The following is a 21,730-nucleotide window of genomic DNA, read 5'->3' as shown; positions in this document are numbered from 1 at the left end:
GAACAAGATGAAAAAGACCGTACTCTGCAGTGCTTTGCTGGCCGCCTTTTCTTTCAGCGGCGTGACGCAGGCCGCGCCCGCCGCCATGGCTCCTCCCGCCTTCACGCAGGAAGCGGAAGAGCTGGCGCGCCTGCCCGGCGGCGGCTGGCTGCTTCTCGACAAGCACGGCCTGCGCCTGTTCGACCCTGCCGGCCAGGAACAGGACCGCATCGCCGTGCGCGCCAAACAGCTCGACACGCGCATCGATGGCGGCAAGGTTCTGGCCGTCTTCCTGGAAGCGGACACGCAGCGCCCGCTGCCCGTCGCCGTCGATGTACAGGCCGGCAAGCTGGTGAAACTGGCGCCGTTTCCCGTGCCGACGTTTTCCGTGGAAGCGTCGTGTCTGTACCGCGATGCCCAGCAGCTCGAGCATCTGTTCTTGATCGGCAAGGATGGGCAAGCGGAACAGTGGGTGATGCAGGGCGAGCAGCGCCAGCTGGTACGCAAGCTGGCCTTGCCGCCGCATACGAAACATTGCCGGATCGACGATGGCGCGCAGCGCCTGCTGGTGAGCGAAGCGAACATGGGCGTGTGGGCGTATGACGCCGATGCCGAAGGCATGGGCAAGCGCGAAGTCGTGGCCTTGCGCAAGCCGTATGGCCAGCTCGATGGCGGTGCCGGCGCACTGGCTGTGCTGCCCGGCGGCGTGGCCGTGCTCGACGGCAAGGCAGAAAAACTGCATCTGCTGGCACACCAGGGCGGCAAGTGGACGGCCCTGCCGCCGCAAGCCGTCGCCTTGAATGTGCGCAAGGGCGACAGCCAGCTGGCGCTCGATGCCAGCTCGTTATTGCTGCGCGGCAAAAATGGCTGGCAAGCGCGGCCATTGAAGTGGACGGGCCAGGCGGAAATCCAGCCAGCGGTCGCCATCGTCGCCCCGCAAGCGCAGACGGAACCGATGGCGCGCCAGGGCGACGCGGCCGACGACCCGGCCATCTGGCTGTCCAGCAAGCCGGGCGACGCGCGCATTCTCGGCACGAACAAGAAGCAAGGCTTGCTCGTCTACGACCTGCAAGGCAAGCAAACCCAGCTGCTGGAAGTGGGCCGCCTGAACAACGTCGACGTGCGGCAGAACATCAGCCTTGGCGGCGGCAAGGTCGACCTGGCCGTCGCCACCCAGCGCGACGACAACAGCATGATGCTGTTCACGATCAATGCCAGCGGCGAAGTGACGGAGGCGGGCCGTTTCCCTACCGGGCTGAAAAGCATCTACGGCATGTGTCTGTACCAGCCGGCTGGCGGCGGCGTGGAAGCGTTCATCAACGACAAGGACGGCACCTTCCAGCAGTACCGGATCGGCATGAGCGAGAACAAGTTTACCGCCACCCTCTTGCGCAGCATCAAGGTCGCCACGCAACCGGAAGGCTGCGTGGCCGACGACGCCAATGGCCGCCTCTTCCTCGGCGAAGAAACGCGCGGCGTGTGGACCACCTCGGCCGACGCCGCCAAGCCGGACGCGCTGACCATGGTCTTGCCGGTCGGCCCGCAGTTGACGGCCGACGTGGAAGGCATGGCTATCTACCGCCAGCCGGGTAGCGCGCCTGACACCGGCTACCTGGTCGTCTCCAGCCAGGGCGACAGCAGCTACGTCGTGCTCGACGCGCAAGCGCCGTACAAGGTGCGCGGCCGCTTCAAGGTCGGCTTTAACTTGCCGGCCGGCATAGACGGCACGTCGGAGACGGACGGTCTCGACGTTACCTCCGCCAACCTGGGCGGCGCCTACGCGCAAGGCATGCTGGTGATACAGGACGGCTACAAGCGCCTGCCCGACGGCCCGCAGAACTTCAAGTATGTGGCGTGGGCGGATGTGGCGAAGGCGTTGAAGCTGGAGTAATGACGCAGGAAGGGGGCAGATCTGCCGGGGAATACGCGCCAATGGCGCGCATTCCGACCCCGGGGGAACCGCCCCCGAGTACCCGGCACTATGCGCGCGGCATCTCGATATGAAATGGCAGCCGCTGGCCGCACAAGTCCACCATGCCCGACATGGCCAGACGCCGCGCCGACAATTCGACGACATGGACGGCCGATACGTCGCCGTACTCCATCATATAGATACCCGACTCCTCGGCATCGGACTCCGTATCAAGCGGACCGGCAGTGAATTCCCCCTGCGGCCCTGCCTGCACGCGCAAGCCGTGCAGGAAAAAGGCCGGCGGATACAGGGCCCACGCCCATTCCGCATCGTCCTCCTCGGTCAAGCGCATGAATACATCGTCGTCGCCATGGATATCGATATTGAGCTCCAGCAAGCCACTGCCATCGCCTTCCAGGCGAATGCCTGATTTCGCCACGTCCACTTCAAAATTGGTGCCACCGATACTGAAAACAGTCATGCAATACGACTCCTGGGTTACATGTGAATATGCGGAGCGACAGGCAGGCATGCATGCAGAACGGTCGCGTCGATCAAGCCGGCGGCAAGTATAAGCCAGGCAATCACGGCCAGCATGCAGATGGCCTATTTTCATCCTGAAGCCCATGTACGTGCCGTCATTGTCAACGCGCACAGCAACGGCGTCAAACTTCAACGCGTTTAAAGGCCCGTGAATGCAGCAAGGACGCTCAGTCCGCAGACAAGGCAAGACCTGTGACGTCTGCTTCCGCCCCATTGCAGACATTCGAGCGCTAAGGAAGCGGAGGCACATACCACGTCATTACTGCGTTGGACACCGATTGCGGCAAAGTCGCCGACACAAGCGAGCTACTCCAATTCTTCGCCGTACATCGCCAGCGAACGCTGGCTAATCTGTAACGATTCGAGTTCGATCTCCAGCGCTTCCTTCTCGACTCCAGCTACCGGCCCGCGCAGCGCGCGCTCCGTTGCTTCCACCTGGCCATTGACCAGACGGTTGGCTGTCGCATGCAACTTGCGGGCTTCATCCGTCCGCTGCATGCTAATGAGCACGTAGATCTTTTCGACCTGGCATGCAGCGTTCGCATAGGAAACCTCGATGCAGCGGTCCAGGTATTTCAGCGCACTCGCAGGTCGGCCGAGCTTCATTGCGGCCATGGCCGCTTCCCAGTGGGCAGTAGAAAAGTCTCGTGGTCGGTCGATACCGGCGCAACGCTTGATATAGGCGTTCGCGAACCTCTCCATCGCTTCCCAGTCCCGTGCCTGCATCGCTGCACTGCGCTCCTGCTTCTGATGCAAGCATGTTTGGAGCCGATCACCGGCCTTCACGGCTGCCGCCGCTGTGTGCGCCACTGCGCTGAAAGACAGACCCACGAGTAAAGCGGCAAACCGGATCATGAACGATACTTTCTAAACGAGGAGTTAGTGGGGAATCTTGATCGAACCAATTCGTTTGGTCGTTTTGCAATATAGCAATCTGTTTTAGCGCTGGCAATCTTTGTAGGATTGCCGGATGGGCAGCGGTATCTTGGCACCTATCCTTACGCTGCCACTTCATTGCATCTTGAGAGTTTATCTGCTGTCCTGCATCCCTAAGGTCGACTTTCGTCCGAGTGCTCCCACATAATTATTTTTTCTGAGCAGGATATGCCGACTCAACTTTCCACCCTCGTTCAGGGGCATCGTCCAAGCATCCATCGAAATCAAATTCGTCGATACTAAAATTATCGGCATAGTCATCTTCGACTCTGCATCTAAAACCTTGATGTTCCGCACTCCATGTACTCGTAATGACTTTTTGAGGTCGTTCAAGTGACCACTGAATTTCAATGCCTGGCTGAGGTGCGAAGGGAAGCATCTCTTCTCTACTTAAAACTGCGAAGCGCGCATTTGGGTCATCACGGTCTGAATCGAACACGTATTTTAGAAAGGCGACTTTAAACATGTTTTCTTTCTTTTTGATTGCATAGTTCGAGTTGTTTCCAACGTCCGTTATTGGCCGGTTGCCGTCGTTGGCAGGTTCCGCCCCAAAGCGGACCATCGAGAACTAGGATTCCTTCTTGATGGTAATGTTGTTTGCGCGAATTCTGATGTCGCCGAAGTCACCTTCAAGGATTGCACCATCTTCAGTTGTCGCCGCACCTTCAAGCTCACCAAGACTTGGAACATTCTCACGAGTTGTGATGTTCCCGGCAAAACGAAGTTCGCCAACTTCAAATCCAATTGGCGAGCCATCGGAATTTGTCGCCAGCAACTCAAATCGTGTCCCGTCATAGCCAATCAACTTCGTCAGAAAATAGGAATGGCGCTGCTCCAGGTAGAAGGAGAGCACGTAGGTCTCAGCTAGGTCTTCGATCTTCATGCGCGATCATTCCTTTAATATTCATGGCGTTGTTCACGTATTTGGCTAGGTCCGCTTTTGGCCGACAGCAGCCGGTGTAGATCAGGCTTCCAGAGGCTTACCGTCGATGAGTACGCGAAATCGCTCACCTGAAAAGCCCGCCCGGTGGCTACCGTAAATGGCCTTTCCGATAGACTCATACCATTTGGAATCGGTGGCCTCGACAGAAACGGTCATGTCCGAGTTTTCGGCGCCGATTTTCTCAAGAGCTTCAGCGACCTCACTTGCTGAGCGTAGTTTGACACCATTCAAGTCTACGCCGTCATTGTCGAAAATTCGCAATACAACTAGATTTTCCAAATCGATGCTCCAAAAATAAATCGCTGATGCTTCAGTTCTTACATTGGCGAGCGGCGGCAGATGGCTGGTGGCAGCTTCTACCTCTTTTCAGAGATTCACGATCCAGCACCTTCGTCGTTGATGGGTCTGCGTTCGAACTTTCCTCTACACCGCATGTGCGATCTCTGTTTCACGGCGCTGTCGCGCCCGGAACACCACCGGAACTGAGATTAGCGACAAACCAGCATGGATGACGATCAGCCACCACAGGCTGTGCGTCAAAGCATATGCGATCGTAAAGACGAAGGCCGACACGATCGAGGCGATTAGCTGCTTCGGGTTCTTGTAGCCGTGCCCTATGCCGTAGGCAAGAGCAGAAGCCGCGATGGCAATCGGCAAGCCTGTGCTGGGTGTCAGTAGCAGCAGAATAAAGCCGCGGTAGAGGATTTCCCATCCAGCGCTCGTAAGCGACATACTGACCACGAAGGCCAGCGTCTCAGCGCCGGTAAGCGGCCAAGGGAAAGATGAATCCAGCAGCTTGCGTTCATTCTCAGCGCGAGCCAGTGGCGTTTTACGACGCTCAATGATGTTGACGACTAGCGAAAGGCCACACAGCAGCAACACGGCGAAGGCCAATCCCCAGGTGCCGACGCTGGAAAGGGGCAGATCGAAGCCGATTTCGCGTAGCGTGTAGCCGGCTTGCCAGGAACCGACCCAGAGGATGCCCAGTAGTACTAGTACATGCCAACTCATTGACCAGTAACGAAGCAGCAGTGGACGGGGCTTATTACTCTTCGGACGCAGGCTGCGCCACACGTTCAAGGCAGGAAAAACAAACAGCAGATAGAGCGCGAGCAGGATGTTCAGCATGGTATTGGCAGGATTAAGGCGGTGTATTGCATGATGCCGCTGCATTTGTTCAATGCCTCGTCGGTAAGGTATAAGCGCGAACATAGCATCGGCGCAGGCGTCAGAAAGCCAATCATTCCAACACCCGACCGTGGCCGCTTTTTACAGCGCCCCCAGAGAATAGCAAATTACCGAAGGGAAAAGTCACGCATTATCACGTCAATATGAATGACTGCTGTTGGCCGAAGGCTGCCTGAAAGGTGTCACGCAAAGCTAATGGATACGCTGCGTCCACTCTACAAGCTTGCTTAGTTAGAACCATGGATTGAAGTACGCGGAAGCAGAAGCCTTACCTCCCTAATTGGAGCGCCAAACCGAAAAACGGCGCCTGACGTTGACAGCACCACAACCCAGCCAGCCTTGATTGTTATTTGATCAAATGGATTGGATTGATCCGAGACAAACGTCCAAACAGGTTCATGATTTTGCAGCGATTCCAAAACGATTACGCCGATTGAGCCATGTTCCGCCGCCTCTCCGCACTTGACTATGTACTGTCCACCATACAGCTCTTCTTGCGCCAGAATCGCGACATTGAGCCAACTGCCAGGCTCCTGTTTTTCATGTACTTTGGCCATCCAGGTTTCGTGCACTTCGTAGATATCACCGTTGGTGCACACGAGGCCATTGCAGCTGCACACCTCCTGGTTCTTCCACTTGGTTGCCATCACTGTGATTGATTCCATATTTAGACAAGGGCGACTGCACGCCCTGAATTAGACAGACTCCATTCTATCGAACGGCTACTTTTGCACTAGCTATCCTCGCTTAAAATAGTCTGGGTAGAAACGACGCAAAATCGACTTGCGTTTGGAATCGTTGATGGGCCTTTGAATGTCCTTCAGCGAACCGGCGAGCCAATGGTCGCTGATCTCCGATGTTGCCCAAGTGCCGAGCGCAAGGTAACTGTAGGCGCCAAAGTGTTCGTGTGCCGAAATTAAATCGTTGCTAGGTTTTGCTGCATATTTTTGCATTGCATGTGCGAACTGTCGAAGCCCTGCCTTGGTCCCAACCAATCGCCACTCCTTGGCGTCATCATCGCTGTCATAGAAGAAACCGAACTCACGCCACTCACGCTGCGTCATTTCATTGATTTCGCTACGCGGCATGTCTTTACCCATGGCGTTCTAACCGTCCGCTTCTGGCCGGAAGCAGATATCGGTCGGCAACTAAATTCGTAAGCGAGGCAATTTCATAAAGTATATTAACTGTCCTGCTTGCGCCTTGTGAAAAGCAGCCAGGCAAGCACCACAATGCCTGCAACGACACATCCGGCCAGACTAACGGCGACACCAAAAATGTACCACGCCACATCGATTCCGTGACTGTAGAGTGTTCCGACAAATAGTCCACTCACTAGCCAGACTAACAGCGCCAATTTAAGCAGAAAGTATTTTACTTTACCGATGGAGCGACTGAGGCGCATCTGATGAATAGCGGCCGCACCCATGACTAAACAAGCCAAACTAGCCGCGATTATCAAGCGTGAAAACGAATACTCCATGGTGCAACCTAGCTTGTAGCTGAGCCAGCGGGCCCATAGATTAAAAGACCGGGAGGCTTCGTGCGGAAGCCAATTATCGCTTGCAACTATGCCGCCGGCTTGAGTCTGCACTACGGAAGCTGTGCGGGCAGACGAATTGGCGAGTATCCAAGCATCCGGTGCTGGCCGACAGCGGGCAGTGAGGTAATTTATTTCTTATCGCTCTGGGATTGCAAACGAAGCGCTAAATCGTCAATTTTGCGCTCGAGCTTTAGATTCGATGCGCCGATGAAGAACCAGATACATGCGAAGTTTACAATCGGAATCAATGCAAGAATCGTCCATTTTGTGACATTGCGTCCCTTCTCCTTAGCCAGAAGATGTGCTGGTATTGCCATCAATAGTGACATCAATATTAATGGAAGAAATGAAGCAAAAAGACTTGGCGCGCTGTTTTCCATGGCTTAAATCCTATCTGAATTTGAAAATATGACAATGCTTAGCCGCTTCACTGACAACGTGCAGCTTTTGGCCATGAGCAAACAATTCTGCAACTGTAGCGTATTTCGCAACACAACATCAAGAAAATGACCTGGCAGAAGCCGCGATACGCCAGCGATGCCAGCGGCTGCCCAGTTAAATCTCCCCAACTTACCAAGTTGCCAGCGACTGGCAGGCCCAGGCGTATTAAAATCACGCCCCATGACCTCCCCCGCCTCGACCTCCCCCCTCCCCGACAGCATCCTGCTCCCTTCCCTTGCCGTACTGGGAGGGCAGATTTCCGTCAATCTGGGGGCGGCGATTGCGAAGAATCTGTTTCCTGTCATCGGTGTCGAGGGCATCACGGCCTACCGCGTGGGGTTTTCAGCCTTGATTTTGCTGGCCATCTTTCGGCCGTGGCGTTTTCGGCTGACGCGCAAGGATGTACTGAATTTACTGGTCTACGGTTCCGTGCTGGGGTTGATGAACTTGCTGATTTACCGGGCGTTTGCGCTGATACCGATCGGCATCGCCGTTGCCATCGAAGTGACGGGGCCGCTGGCCGTGGCCATGCTGTCGTCGCGGCGGCCGCGCGATTTGCTGGCCGTGGCTTGCGCCGTGTTCGGCCTGTACCTGCTGTTGCCGCTGCAAGGCAGCCCGGGCAGCCTGGACCCTATCGGCGTGGCGTATGCGCTGGGCGCGGCGCTGTGCTGGGCGCTGTATATCATCTTCGGCAAGCGCGCTTCCACTCTTCAGGGCGGCCAAGCCGTCGCGTGGGGCATGACGGTGGCGGCCATGGTGACGGTACCCATCGGCATCACTTACTCGGGCACGGCCCTGCTGGCGCCGTCGATTGCGCTGATGGGCTTGGCGATTGCCATGCTCTCCAGCGCCCTGCCATATTCCCTGGAAATCTTCGCCCTGCGCCGCTTGCCGCAAGGCGTGTTCGGCATGTTCAGCAGCGCCGCGCCGGCCGTCAGCGCACTGGCCGCCATGGTGGTGCTGGGAGAACTGCTGAGCATGACCCAGTGGCTGGCCATCGGCTGCATCGTCTTCGCTTCGGCCATGGCGGCGCTGGGGGCGCAAGGCGGCAAGCGCTAGCGGCGGCATGCCGACTGTAACTGCTACCGCCTGCAACGCGCATGCGGCAATGCGGCAAGGCAGATAGCAGCGGCAAGACAGGCCACACCGTGGCCCAGACCTGCCGCAGCGGATGCATGCATAAAGGCAAGTATCCATACCACCCTGTAAAATGCGCCATCGCTTGCCACGCACGTGCCTGACGCATCCGCTTTCACCATGAAAAACCTGTTACAAGTTTGCCATTATCTCCTTCACCGCCCGCTGCGCCTGCCGTCGACCAGCATGCGTAGCAACAGCCTGGCGGCCGCCACGCTGTTCGCCGTGCTCTGCTCCCAAGCCGTCATGGCCCCTGCGGCTGCGCCCGCCGTCACAGCGCCAACTCCAGCGGCACCCGCCCTCAAGGGCAATGCGGAGGCGGGCAAGGCGGCGTTTCGCAAGTGCGCCTCCTGCCACCAGGTGGGGCCATCGGCGCGCGGCGGTTTCGGCCCCAAGTTGACGGGCGTGATTGGCCGCAAGGCGGGCGCCACCACCGATTACCGCTATTCGGCGGCCATGAAAAACTCCCAGGTCGTGTGGACCGAACACAATCTGGCCGCTTTCCTGAAAGCGCCCAGCGATTTCATTCCGGGCAACAACATGCGCTTCTGGGGCATCGGCAATGCCCAGCAAGTGGCCGATTTGCTGGCCTATTTGCGTACGCAGCAATAAACCAATCAAGCCACCAAGCCCACCAAGCCCACCAAGCTTAAACCTAAGCCAGACCAATAAGCGTATGCAAACGCGCACGGCCGCGCCGCAGACCGGCAAGCCGTGCGAAGCCACGCCGGCTGAAAGCAACGCCCCGCATCAAGCCACAGGAACCACGCCGCGCCAGGTCAGGCTCCCAGCGCCTGCAATACGCCCTTGCGCTTCTTGTGCGCCATTTCATAGGTACGCAAACGCTTGAGGTCGGCAGCGGACAGGCCCTCCAGCTTGCCGCATATCTGCGCCACCGTCAGGTGCTGGTAGCCGTCGATGGGTAGCTCCGGTGCCCCACCCTTGCCCGTTGGCTTGCCGGCCCGTGGCACGAGCGTTTCGCCCGCTTGCGCCCTTTGCTTGTTCACGATGCGGGCGGCAACTTCTTCCTCGCGGCCCCGATAGCGCCCTTCCTGCTTGAAATCCTTGTCCAGTTTCCTGAATTCGCGTTCACGCTTGGGATTGGCGCCGACAGGCATGGCAGCTCTCCCGTCATGGCTTGGACGGCAGCTTGCGCACGCACAGATAGATCGAATACAGGGCAGCCAGGCCCACCAGCACATAGACGGTGCGCGACGCCATCGTCACGTCGCCGAGCAGGCGCGCCACCACATCGATATCGAACAGGCCCACCAGGCCCCAGTTCAAGCCGCCCACGATCAGCAGCACCATGGCCACCCAGTCCAGCGCATTCAGGCGCATGGCCATGAGTTCCGTGCGTGCCGTCCCTTCCGTACCCGATTGAATATTCGCCATCTCGGTCTCCTGTTGCGGTTAATGCTGCACTTAATGTTACGGTTGACAATCGCGATGCCGCCGGCAGGCATGCGCCAGCGGGCCAGGATTGGAGTGTAGGCGCGGCGGCTCAAATGGCTAGTCAGACAATCCCGCCCGAATCAGTAGGAAAACTCCTGATTCATTGCCGTGATTCGTTCCGACATGCAGTCGTCATCTGTTGCTGAATAATCAGCAACAAATTCCAATATGGAAATATTTATAGATTACTTAGTACTGCACTGCTACACTCATTTCACCCCAGCAATGTCAGGGGCAATCGCGCCGCACCATGCCGTCCGCATGGGAAGTGGCCACCATGGGACAACCGCTGAGGGGACATGAAACTTTCCAACATCCGTATCGGAGCACGCCTGACAACAGGCTTTCTGCTGGCATCGCTGTTGCTGGCCATCGTCGTGATCATCAGCACCTGGCAACTATCCACGGTCAGCGGGGAAATCGACGCCAGCGTGAACCAGCGCTATGCGCGCATCGAACAACTGCACGCCTTGCGCAACTCCACGCAGGCAGATCCGGCGGCCCTGCGCGACATCGACCGGCAGATCGCGGCCCAGTCCGCCCTCATGCGCGAAGCGGCCGGCGCAGCCGTGGCGCGGGCGCGCAATACCAGCATGCTGATCATTGCACTGGGCGTGATCGGCGGCGTGCTGAGTCTGCTTACGGCCTGGTTCATCAGCAGCGGCATCGTGCGCCCGCTGCGCCATGCCGTCAAAGTGGCCCGCAAGGTGGCCGGCGGCGACTTGAGCGACAATATCCGCGTCGAATCCAGCGATGAAGTGGGCCAGTTGCTGCAGGCGCTGAAAGACATGACGGCCAGCCTGACCGGCATCGTCGGCGAGGTACGCGGCGGCACGCACGACATCGCGGGCGCCTCGGGCGAGATCGCCGCCGGCAATCTCGACCTGTCGCAGCGCACGCAGGCGCAGGCCAGTTCTCTGGAGCAGACGGCCGCATCGATGGAGGAATTGACGGGCACCGTCAAGCAGAATGCCGATAACGCGCGGCAAGCCAACCAGCTGGCGCTCTCGGCGGCCGAGGTGGCGGGCAAAGGCGGCAAGGTGGTGGCGCAGGTGGTCGAGACCATGAGCTCGATCAATGCCTCGTCGAAAAAGATAGTCGATATCATCGGCGTCATCGACGCCATCGCCTTCCAGACGAATATCCTGGCACTGAATGCGGCCGTGGAAGCGGCGCGCGCAGGTGAACAGGGGCGCGGCTTTGCCGTGGTGGCCAGCGAAGTGCGCACCCTGGCGCAGCGTTCGGCGGGCGCGGCCAGGGAAATCAAGCAGTTGATCGGCGACTCCGTCGAGCGCGTGGATGCGGGCGCGCGCCTGGTCGACACGGCGGGCGCCACCATGCGCGATATCGTTGCCAGCGTGCACCGCGTGACGGACATCATGGGTGAAATCAGCATGGCCAGCGGCGAGCAATTGTCGGGCATCGAGCAAGTCAATGCCGCCATCGTACAGATGGAACACGTGACGCAACAAAACGCCGCGCTGGTGGAACAGGCGTCAACGGCGGCCGCCAGCATGCAGCAGCGCGCCACGCAGCTGTCGGGCACGGTGGGCATCTTCAAGCTGGGCCATGCGCCGGCGTTGACGCCTGCGCATGCGGCGCACGGCATCAGCCTGGCCACGGCGCAGACGCAGACGCAGACGCAGACGCAGACGCAGACGCAGCAAAGCACCACCCAGCCCATGGTGTCAACACCGTCGGCGCACCGCCCTGCTGTTAGAGCGCGGCTGAAAGCATGAGTTCCCCGCTACAGCAGCTTGTACATGATGGTGGTGGCGTCGAGCCGCTCGCCGGCCGGTGCCAGCGCATAGCCGGGGATGCTGCCGGCCACCACGTAACCCAGCGACAAGTACAACGGTTCCGCATGGTCACCGCTGCGCGTGTCGAGCGTCAGCAGGCTGCGCGGCAGCAACCGCGCCTGCGCTTCCAGCGCCTGCATCAGCAAGCGGGCGATGCCGCGCCGGCGAAATGCCGCATGCACGAGCAGCTTGCGCACCTCGGCCCGGTGCGCCTGGTTGGGGTTGGTATCCCAGTCCAGCTGCACGGCGCCCGCCACCTGTCCGTCCACCTCGGCCACCAGCAGCAGGCGCACGCCGCGCGTCACGGCCGGCAGCACGTTGTCCGTCCAGAACCCCTGGCTGGCTGCCGCATCGAAGGGCAGGATAAAACCGATGCTGGCGCCATCGTGCACGCATGCCTGCAGCAGCGCGCCCAGTTCCGGCAGGCGCGCAAGAATATCCGTGGAGCTGAAAAGTCGTAGTGATGGATGCATGGCGGCCTCAGACGATGAACAGGAAATAGCGTGCGCCGCTGTCGGGCGGCGTGACGAAGGCGCTGGCGCCGTGCAACTGGTAGCGCAGGCAATCGCCGGCCAGCAAGTCGTGGGATTTGCCATCGACACTCACGTTCAACTTGCCCTCCTGCAGCAGCAGATGGTGTTCCATGCCGGGCCGCGGCGAGGCGGCATAGGCGATCGTCACGCCCGCATCGAGTTCGCATTCGAGCGCCTCGCCGGCCAGCGCGCGCGATGGCGGCGAGACGCAGCGGCGGCGAAAGCCCGTGTCCGGGTCGCTCCACACGCTTTGCTGGGCACGCCGCAGCACGGGCGGGAAATCGTCTTCCACCATGCGCAGCAGGCGCGACATGGCCAGACCATAGGCGGCGCACAGCTTGCCCAGCACGCTCGTCGTGGGACTGACTTCGCCGTTTTCCAGGCGGGACAATGTCGCGCGGCTGACCTGGCTGGCGCCGGCCAGCTGGTCCAGCGACCAGCCCCGCTCCACGCGCAGCTGTTTCAGGCGCGCCGCCAGCCGCTGTTCCGTATCGTTATCGAGCAATGCATGATTTCCCATATATGGGAATTTATCCCTGAAATGGAATTTCGTCAAGCCCGCCCGCACCGTTGCTCAACGCACAGACCGCGGGCCGCCCATGCGGCAGCATGGCTCCACCCCATCAAGGAGAAGCCATGTCCGCCACTCCCGTCACTCCCGTCACTCCCGCCGTTCCCGTGCCGCGCCAGGGCCAGGCGCCCGATTCCCTGGGCCGCGTCGAATTCCACCTGCAATTCATCCGCTCGTTTGCCGACCCCACCTTCGATGCCGTACGCGGCGCCCTCGTGCAGGTGGAAGAAGTGGCGTGGAACAACTACAAGGAGGGCCGCAAGGCGCCTCTCACGCAAAAGGCGGGACCTGGCTTTGCAGACCCCGACTACGATATCTCGGTGGAATGGATGGCCACGCGCAACCGTTTACTGGCGGCCCAAGCGCGTCAGCAAGACCCGGCCACGCCCTCGCGCGTGCTGTTGATCTGCGGCGCGGCGCGCAATGACGGTTCTTGCCCAGGTGAAATTTCGAAGACATGGCGCATGACGCAGTGGGCCAAGGAGGTGCTGCTGGCGGACGAGATCGAGGCCGACGTGCTCGACCTGAGCCTGCTGACCTCCTCGTACGACTTGCACATCCACCCGTGCAAGGGCTGTGTCTCGACGGCCATGCCGCTGTGCCACTGGCCGTGCAGCTGCTATCCGAACCATGGCGAACGCCAGACGAACGACTGGATGGCGGAAATCTACGAGCGCTGGACGGCCGCGCATGCCGTCATCATCCTCACGCCCGTGTACTGGTACCAGACGCCCAGCGTGCTGAAACTGATGATAGACAGGCTCGTATGTGCCGACGGCGGCAACCCGGACCCGACCAGCACGCACGGCAAGAAAGCCGTGGAAGCGAAAGCGCTGGAGCTGCAAGGCTGGGATTATCCAAAACACCTGGCCGGGCGCGCGTATGGCCTCGTCGTGCATGGCGACGTGGCCGGCATCGAAGGCGTGCGACGCGGCCTGTCGGACTGGCTGGACTGGATGGGCCTGGTCGACGCGGGCGCCAAGTCACGGCTGGACCGCTACATCGGTTATTACGACAGCTACGCGCAAAGCCATGAAACGCTGGACCGCGACACGGCCATGCAGGAAGAAGTGCGCAACGTGGCGCGCGCCGTGGCCGTAGCCGTCAAGCGGCTACGCGCGGGCACCCTGGCGCCACCCGATGCGAACCTGGCGCCGCCACGGCCCAAATAGGCATGACTGCCAGCAGCTCCGCGCATGGCGCGCCCGGATGCTGGCAAGCTGCCGCAAGAAAAATAGACCCAGAGCAACTACGACTGACTACGAGCTGGACGAGCGTGCCCTGTAACGCTTGTCCTGTAACAAACAACAACAACAACAACAACAACAACAACAACAACAACAACAACAACAACAACAACAACAACAACAACAACAACAACAACAACAACAACAACAACACCCCCGCCGGATCCCGTGACAATGGCCGCGACCGCACAACGAACTAGCCCGCCATGCGCGAAGCGTGGCGGCACAGCTCCAGAAAGCCGGTCAGGCGCGGCGAGAGGATCTTTTTAGACTGACGTATCAGGTAAAAGTTGCGCTCCAGGGGCGGCAGCATGGTTTCCAGTTCCACCAGCTGCCCGCTGGCCAGCAAATCGGCCACGACCACGCGCGACAGGCAGGCGATGCCCAGGCCGGCCGCCGCGCCGTACTTGATGGCTTCCGAATTGCTGAATTCTCCCGCGGCGCGCAGATAGTGCAAATACGGCACCAGCGCCTGCTCCACGGCCTCCCGCGTGCCCGAGCCCGCCTCGCGCAGCAGCCAGCCGGCCTGGTTCAATTCCGTAAAGCTGAGCAGGTGCCGCAGCTGCGCCAGCGGGTGCGTGGGCGCGGCCACGATCAGCATCTGGTCCGTCAGCCACGGCTCCACCAGCAAGCCCGGCTCGTGGCACGGCCCCTCGATCAGGCCGATATCGACCTGAAATGCGGCCACGGCGGCGGCGATGTCGGCCGTATTGGCGATCGTCACCTGCGGGATGCTGCGCCCGTACTGCCGGGCCGCCTGCGCCAGGATCTGCGGCAGCAGATAGATCCCGATGGTGGTGCTGGCGCCGATCTGCAGGCTGACGGGCACGGACGGGTCGGCGCCCGCGAACTGGCGCTCGATGCTGGCGGCCGCGTCGCGCATCTGCCGCGCCTGCGGCAACAGCAAGCGGCCGTTGTCGTTGAGCAGCAATCGCTTGCCGACGCGGTCGAACAGCTGCGTGCCCAGCAGCGCTTCCAGTTCGTTCAGGGCCGCGCTGGTGGCCGATTGCGACAAGGCAATATGTTCGGCGGCCGCGCTGGTGCTGCCCGTGTCGGCGACGGCGAGAAAGATCTGCAATTGGCGTAAAGTTAATGACACGCTGCTGCCTCCTCATTTACCTATTTTTCAGGTTAAACATACAAAAACAATCCGTTTTACCATTTAATCACCGAACTGTACAGTCATGCCATACGAACACAGAACCATGGAGTACGGCATGTCATCCCTCTCGACCACCAACACCAGCACTGTCAACGACCGCTATGGCCGCCTGCTGCCCGGCCTTCTGCTAAGCGGCCTCATCGCCTATGGCGCCATCCAGCTGGGCAAGCTGGGCTGGATGCAAAGCCACGGCATGAGCGCGCTGACCCTGGCCATCATGCTCGGCATTATTCTCGGCAATAGCGTATATGCGCGCCTGGCGCCCGCCTGCGGCGCCGGCGTGGCTTTTTCCAAGCAGACATTATTGCGCCTGGGCATCATCCTCTACGGTTTCCGCCTGACCTTCCAGGATATCGGCCAGGTGGGCCTGGCCGGCATCGCCATCGACGCGCTGGTGCTGACCTCCACGTTTGGCCTGGCCATGCTCCTCGGCACCCGGGTCTTCAAGCTCGAGCGCAACAGCGCCATCCTGATCGGCGCCGGCAGCTCGATCTGCGGCGCCGCGGCCGTGATGGCCACCGAACCCGTCGTGAAAGGCCGCAGCGAGGACGTCACCGTGGCCGTCTCGACGGTCGTGGTGTTCGGCACCATCGCCATCTTCCTGTACCCCTTGCTGTACCAGCTGAACCTGGGCTGGCATCTGCTGGGCGCCACGCCCACGGCCTTCGGCGTCTACATCGGCTCGACCGTGCATGAAGTGGCGCAAGTGGTGGCCGCAGGCAAGTCGATCGGCCAGGAAGCGGCGAACGCGGCCGTGATCGCCAAGATGGTGCGCGTGATGATGCTGGCGCCCTTCCTCGTCATCCTGTCGGCGGTGCTGGCGCGCGGCAAGGCCAGGGCGGGCGGCGGCAACAAGGCGGCCAAGCTGGCCATCCCCTGGTTTGCCTTCATCTTCATTGCCGTGGTGGCCTTCAATTCGCTGGGCTTGCTGCCAGGCAGCATGGTGGCCACCATCACCGATATCGACACGGCCCTGCTGGCCATGGCCATGGCGGCCCTGGGACTGACGACGCATATGTCGGCCATCCGCCGCGCCGGCATCAAGCCGCTGCTGCTGGCAGGCCTGCTGTTCTGCTGGCTGATCGCCGGTGGCGCCGCCATCAACCATGTCGTGGCCAGCCTGTTCGCCTGAACGAAGTGACCCGCTTGATATCGCACAAGTAGCCGTGAATATCGCTTGCACAAGGAAATTGAACCGCTACAATGAAAAAATCACGGTTCATAAGCGGGTCATCATGACAGCATCGACCATATCGAACGAGGCGATTGGCAGCGTCGCCGACGATGGCGAACGCGGCGCGCTGCGCAGCGGCGCCGCCGCCCGGATGGCGGGCCTGCCCGTGGAAACCCTGCGCGTGTGGGAACGCCGCTACGGCATTTCCGCCACGCAGCGCACGGCCAGCGGCCAGCGCCTGTATTCGCCGGAGCAAGTCCAGCGCCTGGGCCTGATCAAGCAGTTGGCCGACCTCGGCCATGCCGTCGGCATGCTGGCCCGCCTGCCGCCAGACAGCCTGCAGCAACTGCTGATGCCGCTCGGCGCGCCTGGCGGCGTCCCGCCGCCGCGCCCCTTGCGTCTGGCACTCGTCGGCACCACCTTGCCGATGCGCATGTCCAGCGACTTGCGCGGCACGGCCACCTTGCCCGCCTGCGACGTGGTGCGCGTCTGCGACAGCCTGGCCGAGGCGCCGCAAGCCTTGCTGGGGGCGCGCGCCGACATCGTCATGCTTGAAATCGCCGAACTGTCCGACGAAGCCTTGCCGCTGATCCGTGCGGCGCGCCTGGCGGGCGCCGCCCGCACCGTCGTCGTGCTCTTCCATTTTGGCGCCAGCGCCACCATCGCCCACCTGCGTGCGCAGGACTGCCTGCTGGCGCGCGAACCGGCCGCGCCGGCCGACATCCTGCGCATGTGCGCCGGCGCCCTGGGCCATCCCGGCCCGGCAGCCGCGCCGCCCCCGCCAGCCGCGCTGCCCGTGCCGCCCTGCCGTTTCGACGCCCAGGCGCTGGCCGCCATCACGGCCGCCACCTCGACCGTGCAGTGCGAATGCCCGCGCCACCTGGCGGAAATCCTGTCGATGGTGGGCAGTTTCGAGCGCTACAGCCAGCACTGCGCCACGCGCCATCCGGACGATGCCCTGCTGCACCAGGACCTGGCCCACGCCACGGGCCAGGCCAGGGCCATGCTGGAACTGGCCATGGACCGGCTGGCGCGCGCCGAAGGCTTGCCCTTGCCCACGGAAACGCATGGATAAGCCGCACATGGCCGCGCCGCGCCACATCGCCGTCGTCGGCGCCGGCATCGCCGGCCTGTCGTGCGCCAGCGCCTTGCAGCACGCCGGCTGGCAAGTGAGCGTCTTCGATGCGGCGGGCACCGTGGCGGGCCGCATGGCCACGCGGCGCGCCGGGGATTGGCAATGCGACCACGGCGCCCAGTATTTCACGGCCCGCTCGGCCGCGTTTCGCGCCGAAGTGGCGCGCTGGCAACTGGCAGGCGTGGCCGCCCTGTGGACGCCGCGCCTGTGCCTGCTGGCGGCGGACGGCAGCGCGCATGCGCCGGCCGGCCCCGTCGAACGCTTCGTCGGCATGCCGCGCATGAACGCGCCGGCCCGCTGGCTGGCCAGCGGCTTGCCGCTGCACTTACAAACCACGATTACCGCCCTGCAGCGTGGCGTGGCTGGCTGGCAATTACAAACGCGGCAACTGGGCTTGCTGGAAGCCGTCTACGATGGCGTCGTGCTGGCCATGCCCGCGCCGCAAGCCCTGCCCTTGCTGCAAGCCCATTCGCGCCGCCTGGCCAGCCTGGCGGCCGCCAGCGTCATGCACCCTTGCTGGGCCGTCATGGCCCGCTACGCGCAGCCGCTGGCCCTGCCGTTCGAGGCCGCCTTCGTCAACCACGGCCCGCTGCGCTGGGTCGCGCGCAATAACAGCAAGCCGGGCCGCCATGGCCAGGAAAGCTGGCTGCTGCACGCGCAATCGGACTGGAGTGAAGCGCATCTGGACTGGCCCGCCGACCAGGTGGCCAAGGCGCTGCTGCACGCCTTCGCCCAGCTTGGCGGCGCGGCGCCGCTGGCATGGAGCACCCAATGCTGGCAGCACGCGGCCCCGGCCGCCGGCCACGACGAACTGTTCGCCTGGCATGAGCGTTCGCGGCTGGGCCTGTGCGGCGACTGGCTGCAGGCCGGCACGGTGGAAGGTGCCTGGCTCAGCGGCCGTGCCCTGGCCGCGCATATCGCCGCCGCATCCCCATCGAGCATGCCGAAGCCGGATCTGGCCCACGGCGTTCCCCATCCCGTGCTGCCTGTGCTCGTCTGACGCCGTGGCACGGTGTGCTGCGCCTGCCGGGGCCGCCGACGCGCGCGCGAAAAACTTCGTACAATAAGCATGTTTTGACTTTTCAATCCGGCCACGGCCCCATCCAGGAACATCCATGCATCTCTCGAACTGGCTGCTATTTTGCAGCGTTGCCCTGCTCGTCACGTTTTCGCCCGGCCCGGCCGTCCTGCTGGCCATCTCCAACGCCATCGCCGTCGGCCCGCGCCGCGCGATGATCAGCAGCATGGGCAATGGTTTTGGTTTGTTCATCATTTCCGGCGTGGCCATGGCCGGCATGGGCGTCGTGCTGGCCACCTCGGCCACGGCCTTCATGCTGCTGAAACTGGCTGGCGCCCTGTACCTGGTGTACCTGGGCATCAAGCAATGGCGCAGCAAGACCAGCATCGTGGCCGACGCGCCAGCGCTGCCGGGCACGGCGAATCCGAATTCGTTCTGGAAACTGTTCCGCCAGGGCTTGACGGTGGCGCTGACGAATCCGAAAGCCATCCTGTTCTTTTCGGCCCTGTTCCCGCAATTCATCACGCCGGGCGAGCCCGTGGGCATCCAGTTTGCCGTGCTGACGACCTCGTTTGTCGCCTGCGCCATGCTGGCCCATTTGTTTTACGCCAACCTGGCGCGCCTGCTGAAAAGCCAGCTGGCCACGCCGGGCCGCGCCAGGCTGTTCAACCGCATCTCGGGCGGCGCCTTCATCTTGCTGGGCCTGAGCCTGCTGCGCCTGCGCGCCAAGGCGGCATAAGCGGCGCAGTTACTTTTCCTGCAAAAACGCCTCGATGCTGGCCGCCAGGGCCAGCGGCGTTTCATTCATCGGATAGTGTCCCGCATTGGCCAGCACCTCGAGCCTGGCCCGCGGGTACCACGCCAGGTACGTCCGGCGCATCAGCGCCGCATCGAAACGCGGGTCATGCTCGCCCGCCAGCGCCAGCATGGGCAGCTGCGGACGCGCCGCCTTGACTTCCCCACTGAAATCCGTCTCGCTCCAGGCGAGGAAATAGGCGGCAAACGCGGCCGCATCCGAACTTGCCCAGGAATACGCCGCCTTCCAGTCCAGCCAGCTTGCAGGCAAGCGCGCGCCCGTGCTGCGGTCGATGATGGCGCGCCGCGCCGCCACGCTGCCGGCGGCGTCGAGAAACAGCGCGCGGGCCGCCGCCTCGAAGGCCACGCCGCAGCTGGGCACGGGCGCCACGGCCACCAGCTTGCGCAGGCGCAAGGGCGCCAGCAGGGCCAGTTTTTCCAGCACCATGCCGCCCATCGAATGGCCGACCACGCTGAAGGTGGCAAAGCCGAGTGCATCGGCCAGCGCCAGCGCGTCGCGCGCCACTTCGTCCACCGTGTAGTCGCCCGCCGCGCCACGCATGCCGCCATAGCCGCGGTTGTCCATGAAGACATAGCTGAAACTGGCGCCATCGAGGCCAGGCTCCATCGGCGCAAAGGCGTGCGCGTCGCCAAACCAGCCGTGCAGCACGAGGACGGCATGGGCGCCCGTGCCCACGCGATGATAGGTATTGTGCATCACTGCTCCCGAGTAGAAAACAGCCATGGTAAGGGCACGCATGGCGGCCCGCTTTCGATGCCGGGTCAAATACTGTAGAGTTCGGGCCATGAGCGACTTTTATACGGAATCGCCGCGCGCGCTGATCGCCACCGCGCGCGACCATGCGTCCGGCGACATCTTTCCCAGCCATCAGCATGCACGTGGGCAATTCGCCTATGCGGCGCGAGGCGCCATCAGCGTGCACACGCCGCAAGGCAACTGGCTGGTGCCGCCGCAGCGCGCCTGCTGGGTGCCGGCCGGCCTGGCGCACGGCATGCGCATGCATGGCGCGGTGACCATGCTGAATGTCTTCATCGAGCCCGGCGCCGTGGTCCAGGCAGGCTTGCCGGCGCACTGCCAGGTGCTGGGCGCCTCGCCGCTGCTGCGCCAGCTGCTGGCCGACGCCGTCAAGGTCGATGCTTTATATGCGGCCGAATCGCGCGCCGGGCGCCTGATGGCCCTGCTGCTCGACGAAATCGCCGCCGCCACGCCCCTGCCCCTGAGCGCGCCGCTGCCGCGGGACGCCAGGCTGGCGCGGCTGTGTACTGAACTGTTCCGGCAACCGCGCATCGATGGCAGCCTGGACGCGATGGCGGCGCAGGCGGGCATGAGCCGGCGCACGTTTACGCGGCTGTTCCGCACCGAGACGGGGCTGGGCTTTGCCCAATGGCGCCAGCAAGCGTGCCTGCTGGCAGCCATCGCGCGCCTGGCCGACGGGCAAGCCGTCACGCGGATCGCGCTGGACCTGGGCTACGCCAGTCCCAGCGCCTTCACGGCCGCGTTCCGCCGCGTGCTGGGCCAGGCGCCCAGCGACTATATGGTTTAAGAAATCATATCGGCGATGCGCCGCGCCAGCGCCTGCGCCAGCTTCTGGATGTGATAGCCGTCGACAAAACCATGGTGGGCTTGCACGGAAAACGGCAGCGTCATGCGGCCATCGTCTTGCGCAGGGCCAAACCTGCCCCAGGTAAAGGTCGGGATATCGGCGTCGCGGTGGCGGTGGATCGGATGCTCGATGGCCTGCATGTCCAGCCACGGCAGGCTGGTGATGAAGATATTGTTGCGCTGTTCGCGCTCGCTCATGCCCTCGCCGGTGTTGATCAGCTCGGAGCTGGTTTCGGCGATGCGTTTTGCTTCCAGGCTGCGCGCGATGAAGACGTCGAGCTGGTCTGTCATGGCGAAGCGCGTGTAGTTCAGGTTTTCGTCGCCATTGATGACGGTGTACGAGGCGGGGAAATCGTCGATCCTGATGACTTCATCCTGGTAGATGCGGTACATGAAATTGTCGATGTCCTTGACCGTGTTCAAGACGCAAAACAGGAAGAAATGAAACACGGGAATCTGCCGCGCCTTGCAGTACGGACGGAAATCCGGCACGTCGAGCATGAAGTTGATGTTGACGAGGGGATTCTCGAACGCGCGGAACAAGTCATAGCGGTCGCGCCGCTTTTCAAAATTTTTCATGCGGCGAGTGTAGACG

General features: G+C 62.1%; 28 protein-coding genes. 11 read left to right on the top strand and 17 right to left on the bottom strand.

Annotated features, from left to right (window positions below; translation table 11 throughout):
• Nucleotides 1-7: 7 nt before the first annotated feature.
• A complete protein-coding gene (locus tag YQ44_RS11365; RefSeq protein ID WP_071326416.1) occupies nt 8-1,870 on the top strand; it encodes a phytase in 1,863 nt (620 codons plus the stop codon).
• 88 nt (nt 1,871-1,958) lie between these two features.
• Here YQ44_RS11365 and YQ44_RS11360 read toward each other — a convergent pair whose 3' ends face one another.
• From YQ44_RS11360 to YQ44_RS28875, 10 genes are all read right to left on the bottom strand, one after another.
• Nucleotides 1,959-2,372, bottom strand: a complete 414-nt coding sequence (locus YQ44_RS11360; RefSeq protein WP_071323474.1) for a hypothetical protein — start codon at nt 2,370-2,372, stop codon at nt 1,959-1,961.
• Nucleotides 2,373-2,740: 368 nt separating this feature from the next.
• Nucleotides 2,741-3,289, bottom strand: coding sequence for a hypothetical protein (locus YQ44_RS11355; protein ID WP_071323473.1), 549 nt, complete (start codon nt 3,287-3,289; stop codon nt 2,741-2,743).
• A gap of 229 nt (nt 3,290-3,518) precedes the next feature.
• Entirely contained in the window at nt 3,519-3,836 is a 318-nt protein-coding gene (locus YQ44_RS28880; protein ID WP_156894792.1) for a hypothetical protein, read from the bottom strand.
• A gap of 102 nt (nt 3,837-3,938) precedes the next feature.
• The gene (locus YQ44_RS11350; protein ID WP_070259164.1) at nt 3,939-4,253 is read right to left on the bottom strand and encodes a hypothetical protein; all 315 of its coding nucleotides are present in this window, start codon (nt 4,251-4,253) and stop codon (nt 3,939-3,941) included.
• An 81-nt stretch (nt 4,254-4,334) separates the two neighbouring features.
• Nucleotides 4,335-4,592 (bottom strand): hypothetical protein, encoded by a 258-nt coding sequence (locus YQ44_RS11345; protein ID WP_156894791.1) that lies wholly within the window; start codon nt 4,590-4,592, stop codon nt 4,335-4,337.
• Between the two features lie 144 nt (nt 4,593-4,736).
• Nucleotides 4,737-5,441, bottom strand: coding sequence for a CPBP family intramembrane glutamic endopeptidase (locus YQ44_RS11340; protein WP_071323471.1), 705 nt, complete (start codon nt 5,439-5,441; stop codon nt 4,737-4,739).
• 287 nt (nt 5,442-5,728) lie between these two features.
• Nucleotides 5,729-6,058 carry a hypothetical protein gene (locus YQ44_RS11335; protein WP_156894790.1) on the bottom strand — a complete coding sequence of 110 codons (330 nt, stop codon included), beginning with the start codon at nt 6,056-6,058 and terminating at the stop codon, nt 5,729-5,731.
• A gap of 180 nt (nt 6,059-6,238) precedes the next feature.
• Nucleotides 6,239-6,601 carry a hypothetical protein gene (locus YQ44_RS11330; RefSeq protein WP_156894789.1) on the bottom strand — a complete coding sequence of 121 codons (363 nt, stop codon included), beginning with the start codon at nt 6,599-6,601 and terminating at the stop codon, nt 6,239-6,241.
• A gap of 83 nt (nt 6,602-6,684) precedes the next feature.
• Entirely contained in the window at nt 6,685-6,984 is a 300-nt protein-coding gene (locus tag YQ44_RS11325) for a hypothetical protein (protein ID WP_156894788.1), read from the bottom strand.
• Between the two features lie 188 nt (nt 6,985-7,172).
• Nucleotides 7,173-7,424 carry a hypothetical protein gene (locus YQ44_RS28875; protein WP_156894787.1) on the bottom strand — a complete coding sequence of 84 codons (252 nt, stop codon included), beginning with the start codon at nt 7,422-7,424 and terminating at the stop codon, nt 7,173-7,175.
• A 241-nt stretch (nt 7,425-7,665) separates the two neighbouring features.
• Between YQ44_RS28875 and YQ44_RS11320 the strand changes: the two genes are divergently transcribed.
• Both YQ44_RS11320 and YQ44_RS11315 read left to right on the top strand, forming a co-directional pair.
• On the top strand, nt 7,666-8,544 hold the full coding sequence (locus tag YQ44_RS11320; RefSeq protein ID WP_071323467.1) for an EamA family transporter: 879 nt from the start codon (nt 7,666-7,668) through the stop codon (nt 8,542-8,544).
• 324 nt (nt 8,545-8,868) lie between these two features.
• Nucleotides 8,869-9,234, top strand: a complete 366-nt coding sequence (locus YQ44_RS11315; RefSeq protein ID WP_071326415.1) for a c-type cytochrome — start codon at nt 8,869-8,871, stop codon at nt 9,232-9,234.
• A 167-nt stretch (nt 9,235-9,401) separates the two neighbouring features.
• Here YQ44_RS11315 and YQ44_RS11310 read toward each other — a convergent pair whose 3' ends face one another.
• Entirely contained in the window at nt 9,402-9,740 is a 339-nt protein-coding gene (locus YQ44_RS11310) for a hypothetical protein (RefSeq protein ID WP_071323466.1), read from the bottom strand.
• Nucleotides 9,741-9,753: 13 nt separating this feature from the next.
• Nucleotides 9,754-10,017: a DUF378 domain-containing protein gene (locus tag YQ44_RS11305; protein WP_198043917.1), complete on the bottom strand. Its 264-nt coding sequence runs from the start codon at nt 10,015-10,017 to the stop codon at nt 9,754-9,756.
• A gap of 359 nt (nt 10,018-10,376) precedes the next feature.
• Here YQ44_RS11305 and YQ44_RS11300 point away from each other — a divergent pair, with 359 nt between their 5' ends.
• Nucleotides 10,377-11,816 (top strand): methyl-accepting chemotaxis protein, encoded by a 1,440-nt coding sequence (locus YQ44_RS11300; RefSeq protein WP_083411773.1) that lies wholly within the window; start codon nt 10,377-10,379, stop codon nt 11,814-11,816.
• 8 nt (nt 11,817-11,824) lie between these two features.
• Here YQ44_RS11300 and YQ44_RS11295 read toward each other — a convergent pair whose 3' ends face one another.
• Nucleotides 11,825-12,349: a GNAT family N-acetyltransferase gene (locus YQ44_RS11295; protein WP_071323465.1), complete on the bottom strand. Its 525-nt coding sequence runs from the start codon at nt 12,347-12,349 to the stop codon at nt 11,825-11,827.
• Nucleotides 12,350-12,356: 7 nt separating this feature from the next.
• Complete coding sequence (locus tag YQ44_RS11290; RefSeq protein WP_071323464.1) at nt 12,357-12,929, bottom strand: helix-turn-helix domain-containing protein; 573 nt, start codon at nt 12,927-12,929, stop codon at nt 12,357-12,359.
• 116 nt (nt 12,930-13,045) lie between these two features.
• Between YQ44_RS11290 and YQ44_RS11285 the strand changes: the two genes are divergently transcribed.
• Complete coding sequence (locus YQ44_RS11285) at nt 13,046-14,152, top strand: flavodoxin family protein (protein ID WP_071323463.1); 1,107 nt, start codon at nt 13,046-13,048, stop codon at nt 14,150-14,152.
• Between the two features lie 2 nt (nt 14,153-14,154).
• Complete coding sequence (locus YQ44_RS29310; protein WP_198043916.1) at nt 14,155-14,427, top strand: hypothetical protein; 273 nt, start codon at nt 14,155-14,157, stop codon at nt 14,425-14,427.
• Here YQ44_RS29310 and YQ44_RS11280 read toward each other — a convergent pair.
• Entirely contained in the window at nt 14,424-15,326 is a 903-nt protein-coding gene (locus YQ44_RS11280; protein WP_071323462.1) for a LysR family transcriptional regulator, read from the bottom strand. The genes YQ44_RS29310 and YQ44_RS11280 overlap by 4 nt on opposite strands.
• Nucleotides 15,327-15,444: 118 nt before the next feature.
• Between YQ44_RS11280 and YQ44_RS11275 the strand changes: the two genes are divergently transcribed.
• The 4 genes from YQ44_RS11275 (at nt 15,445) to YQ44_RS11260 (ending at nt 19,455) form a co-directional block, all read left to right on the top strand.
• Nucleotides 15,445-16,521, top strand: a complete 1,077-nt coding sequence (locus tag YQ44_RS11275; RefSeq protein WP_071323461.1) for a YeiH family protein — start codon at nt 15,445-15,447, stop codon at nt 16,519-16,521.
• A gap of 103 nt (nt 16,522-16,624) precedes the next feature.
• Entirely contained in the window at nt 16,625-17,638 is a 1,014-nt protein-coding gene (locus YQ44_RS11270) for a MerR family transcriptional regulator (RefSeq protein WP_083412132.1), read from the top strand.
• Complete coding sequence (locus tag YQ44_RS11265) at nt 17,631-18,698, top strand: NAD(P)/FAD-dependent oxidoreductase (protein WP_071323460.1); 1,068 nt, start codon at nt 17,631-17,633, stop codon at nt 18,696-18,698. Before YQ44_RS11270 ends, YQ44_RS11265 begins: the two co-directional genes overlap by 8 nt.
• 115 nt (nt 18,699-18,813) lie before the next feature.
• Complete coding sequence (locus YQ44_RS11260) at nt 18,814-19,455, top strand: LysE family translocator (protein WP_071323459.1); 642 nt, start codon at nt 18,814-18,816, stop codon at nt 19,453-19,455.
• Nucleotides 19,456-19,464: 9 nt separating this feature from the next.
• Here YQ44_RS11260 and YQ44_RS11255 read toward each other — a convergent pair whose 3' ends face one another.
• Nucleotides 19,465-20,229: an alpha/beta fold hydrolase gene (locus tag YQ44_RS11255; protein WP_071326412.1), complete on the bottom strand. Its 765-nt coding sequence runs from the start codon at nt 20,227-20,229 to the stop codon at nt 19,465-19,467.
• A gap of 88 nt (nt 20,230-20,317) precedes the next feature.
• Here YQ44_RS11255 and YQ44_RS11250 point away from each other — a divergent pair, with 88 nt between their 5' ends.
• A complete protein-coding gene (locus YQ44_RS11250) occupies nt 20,318-21,076 on the top strand; it encodes an AraC family transcriptional regulator (RefSeq protein WP_071323458.1) in 759 nt (252 codons plus the stop codon).
• Here YQ44_RS11250 and YQ44_RS11245 read toward each other — a convergent pair.
• Complete coding sequence (locus YQ44_RS11245; protein ID WP_071323457.1) at nt 21,073-21,714, bottom strand: CatA-like O-acetyltransferase; 642 nt, start codon at nt 21,712-21,714, stop codon at nt 21,073-21,075. The genes YQ44_RS11250 and YQ44_RS11245 overlap by 4 nt on opposite strands.
• Nucleotides 21,715-21,730: the final 16 nt, after the last annotated feature.

The sequence above is a fragment of the Janthinobacterium sp. 1_2014MBL_MicDiv genome (genome assembly GCF_001865675.1).
Lineage (GTDB): Bacteria > Pseudomonadota > Gammaproteobacteria > Burkholderiales > Burkholderiaceae_D > Janthinobacterium.
The sequence above is the reverse complement of the archived record's forward strand: the minus strand, read 5'-3'. Positions and strand labels throughout refer to the sequence as shown.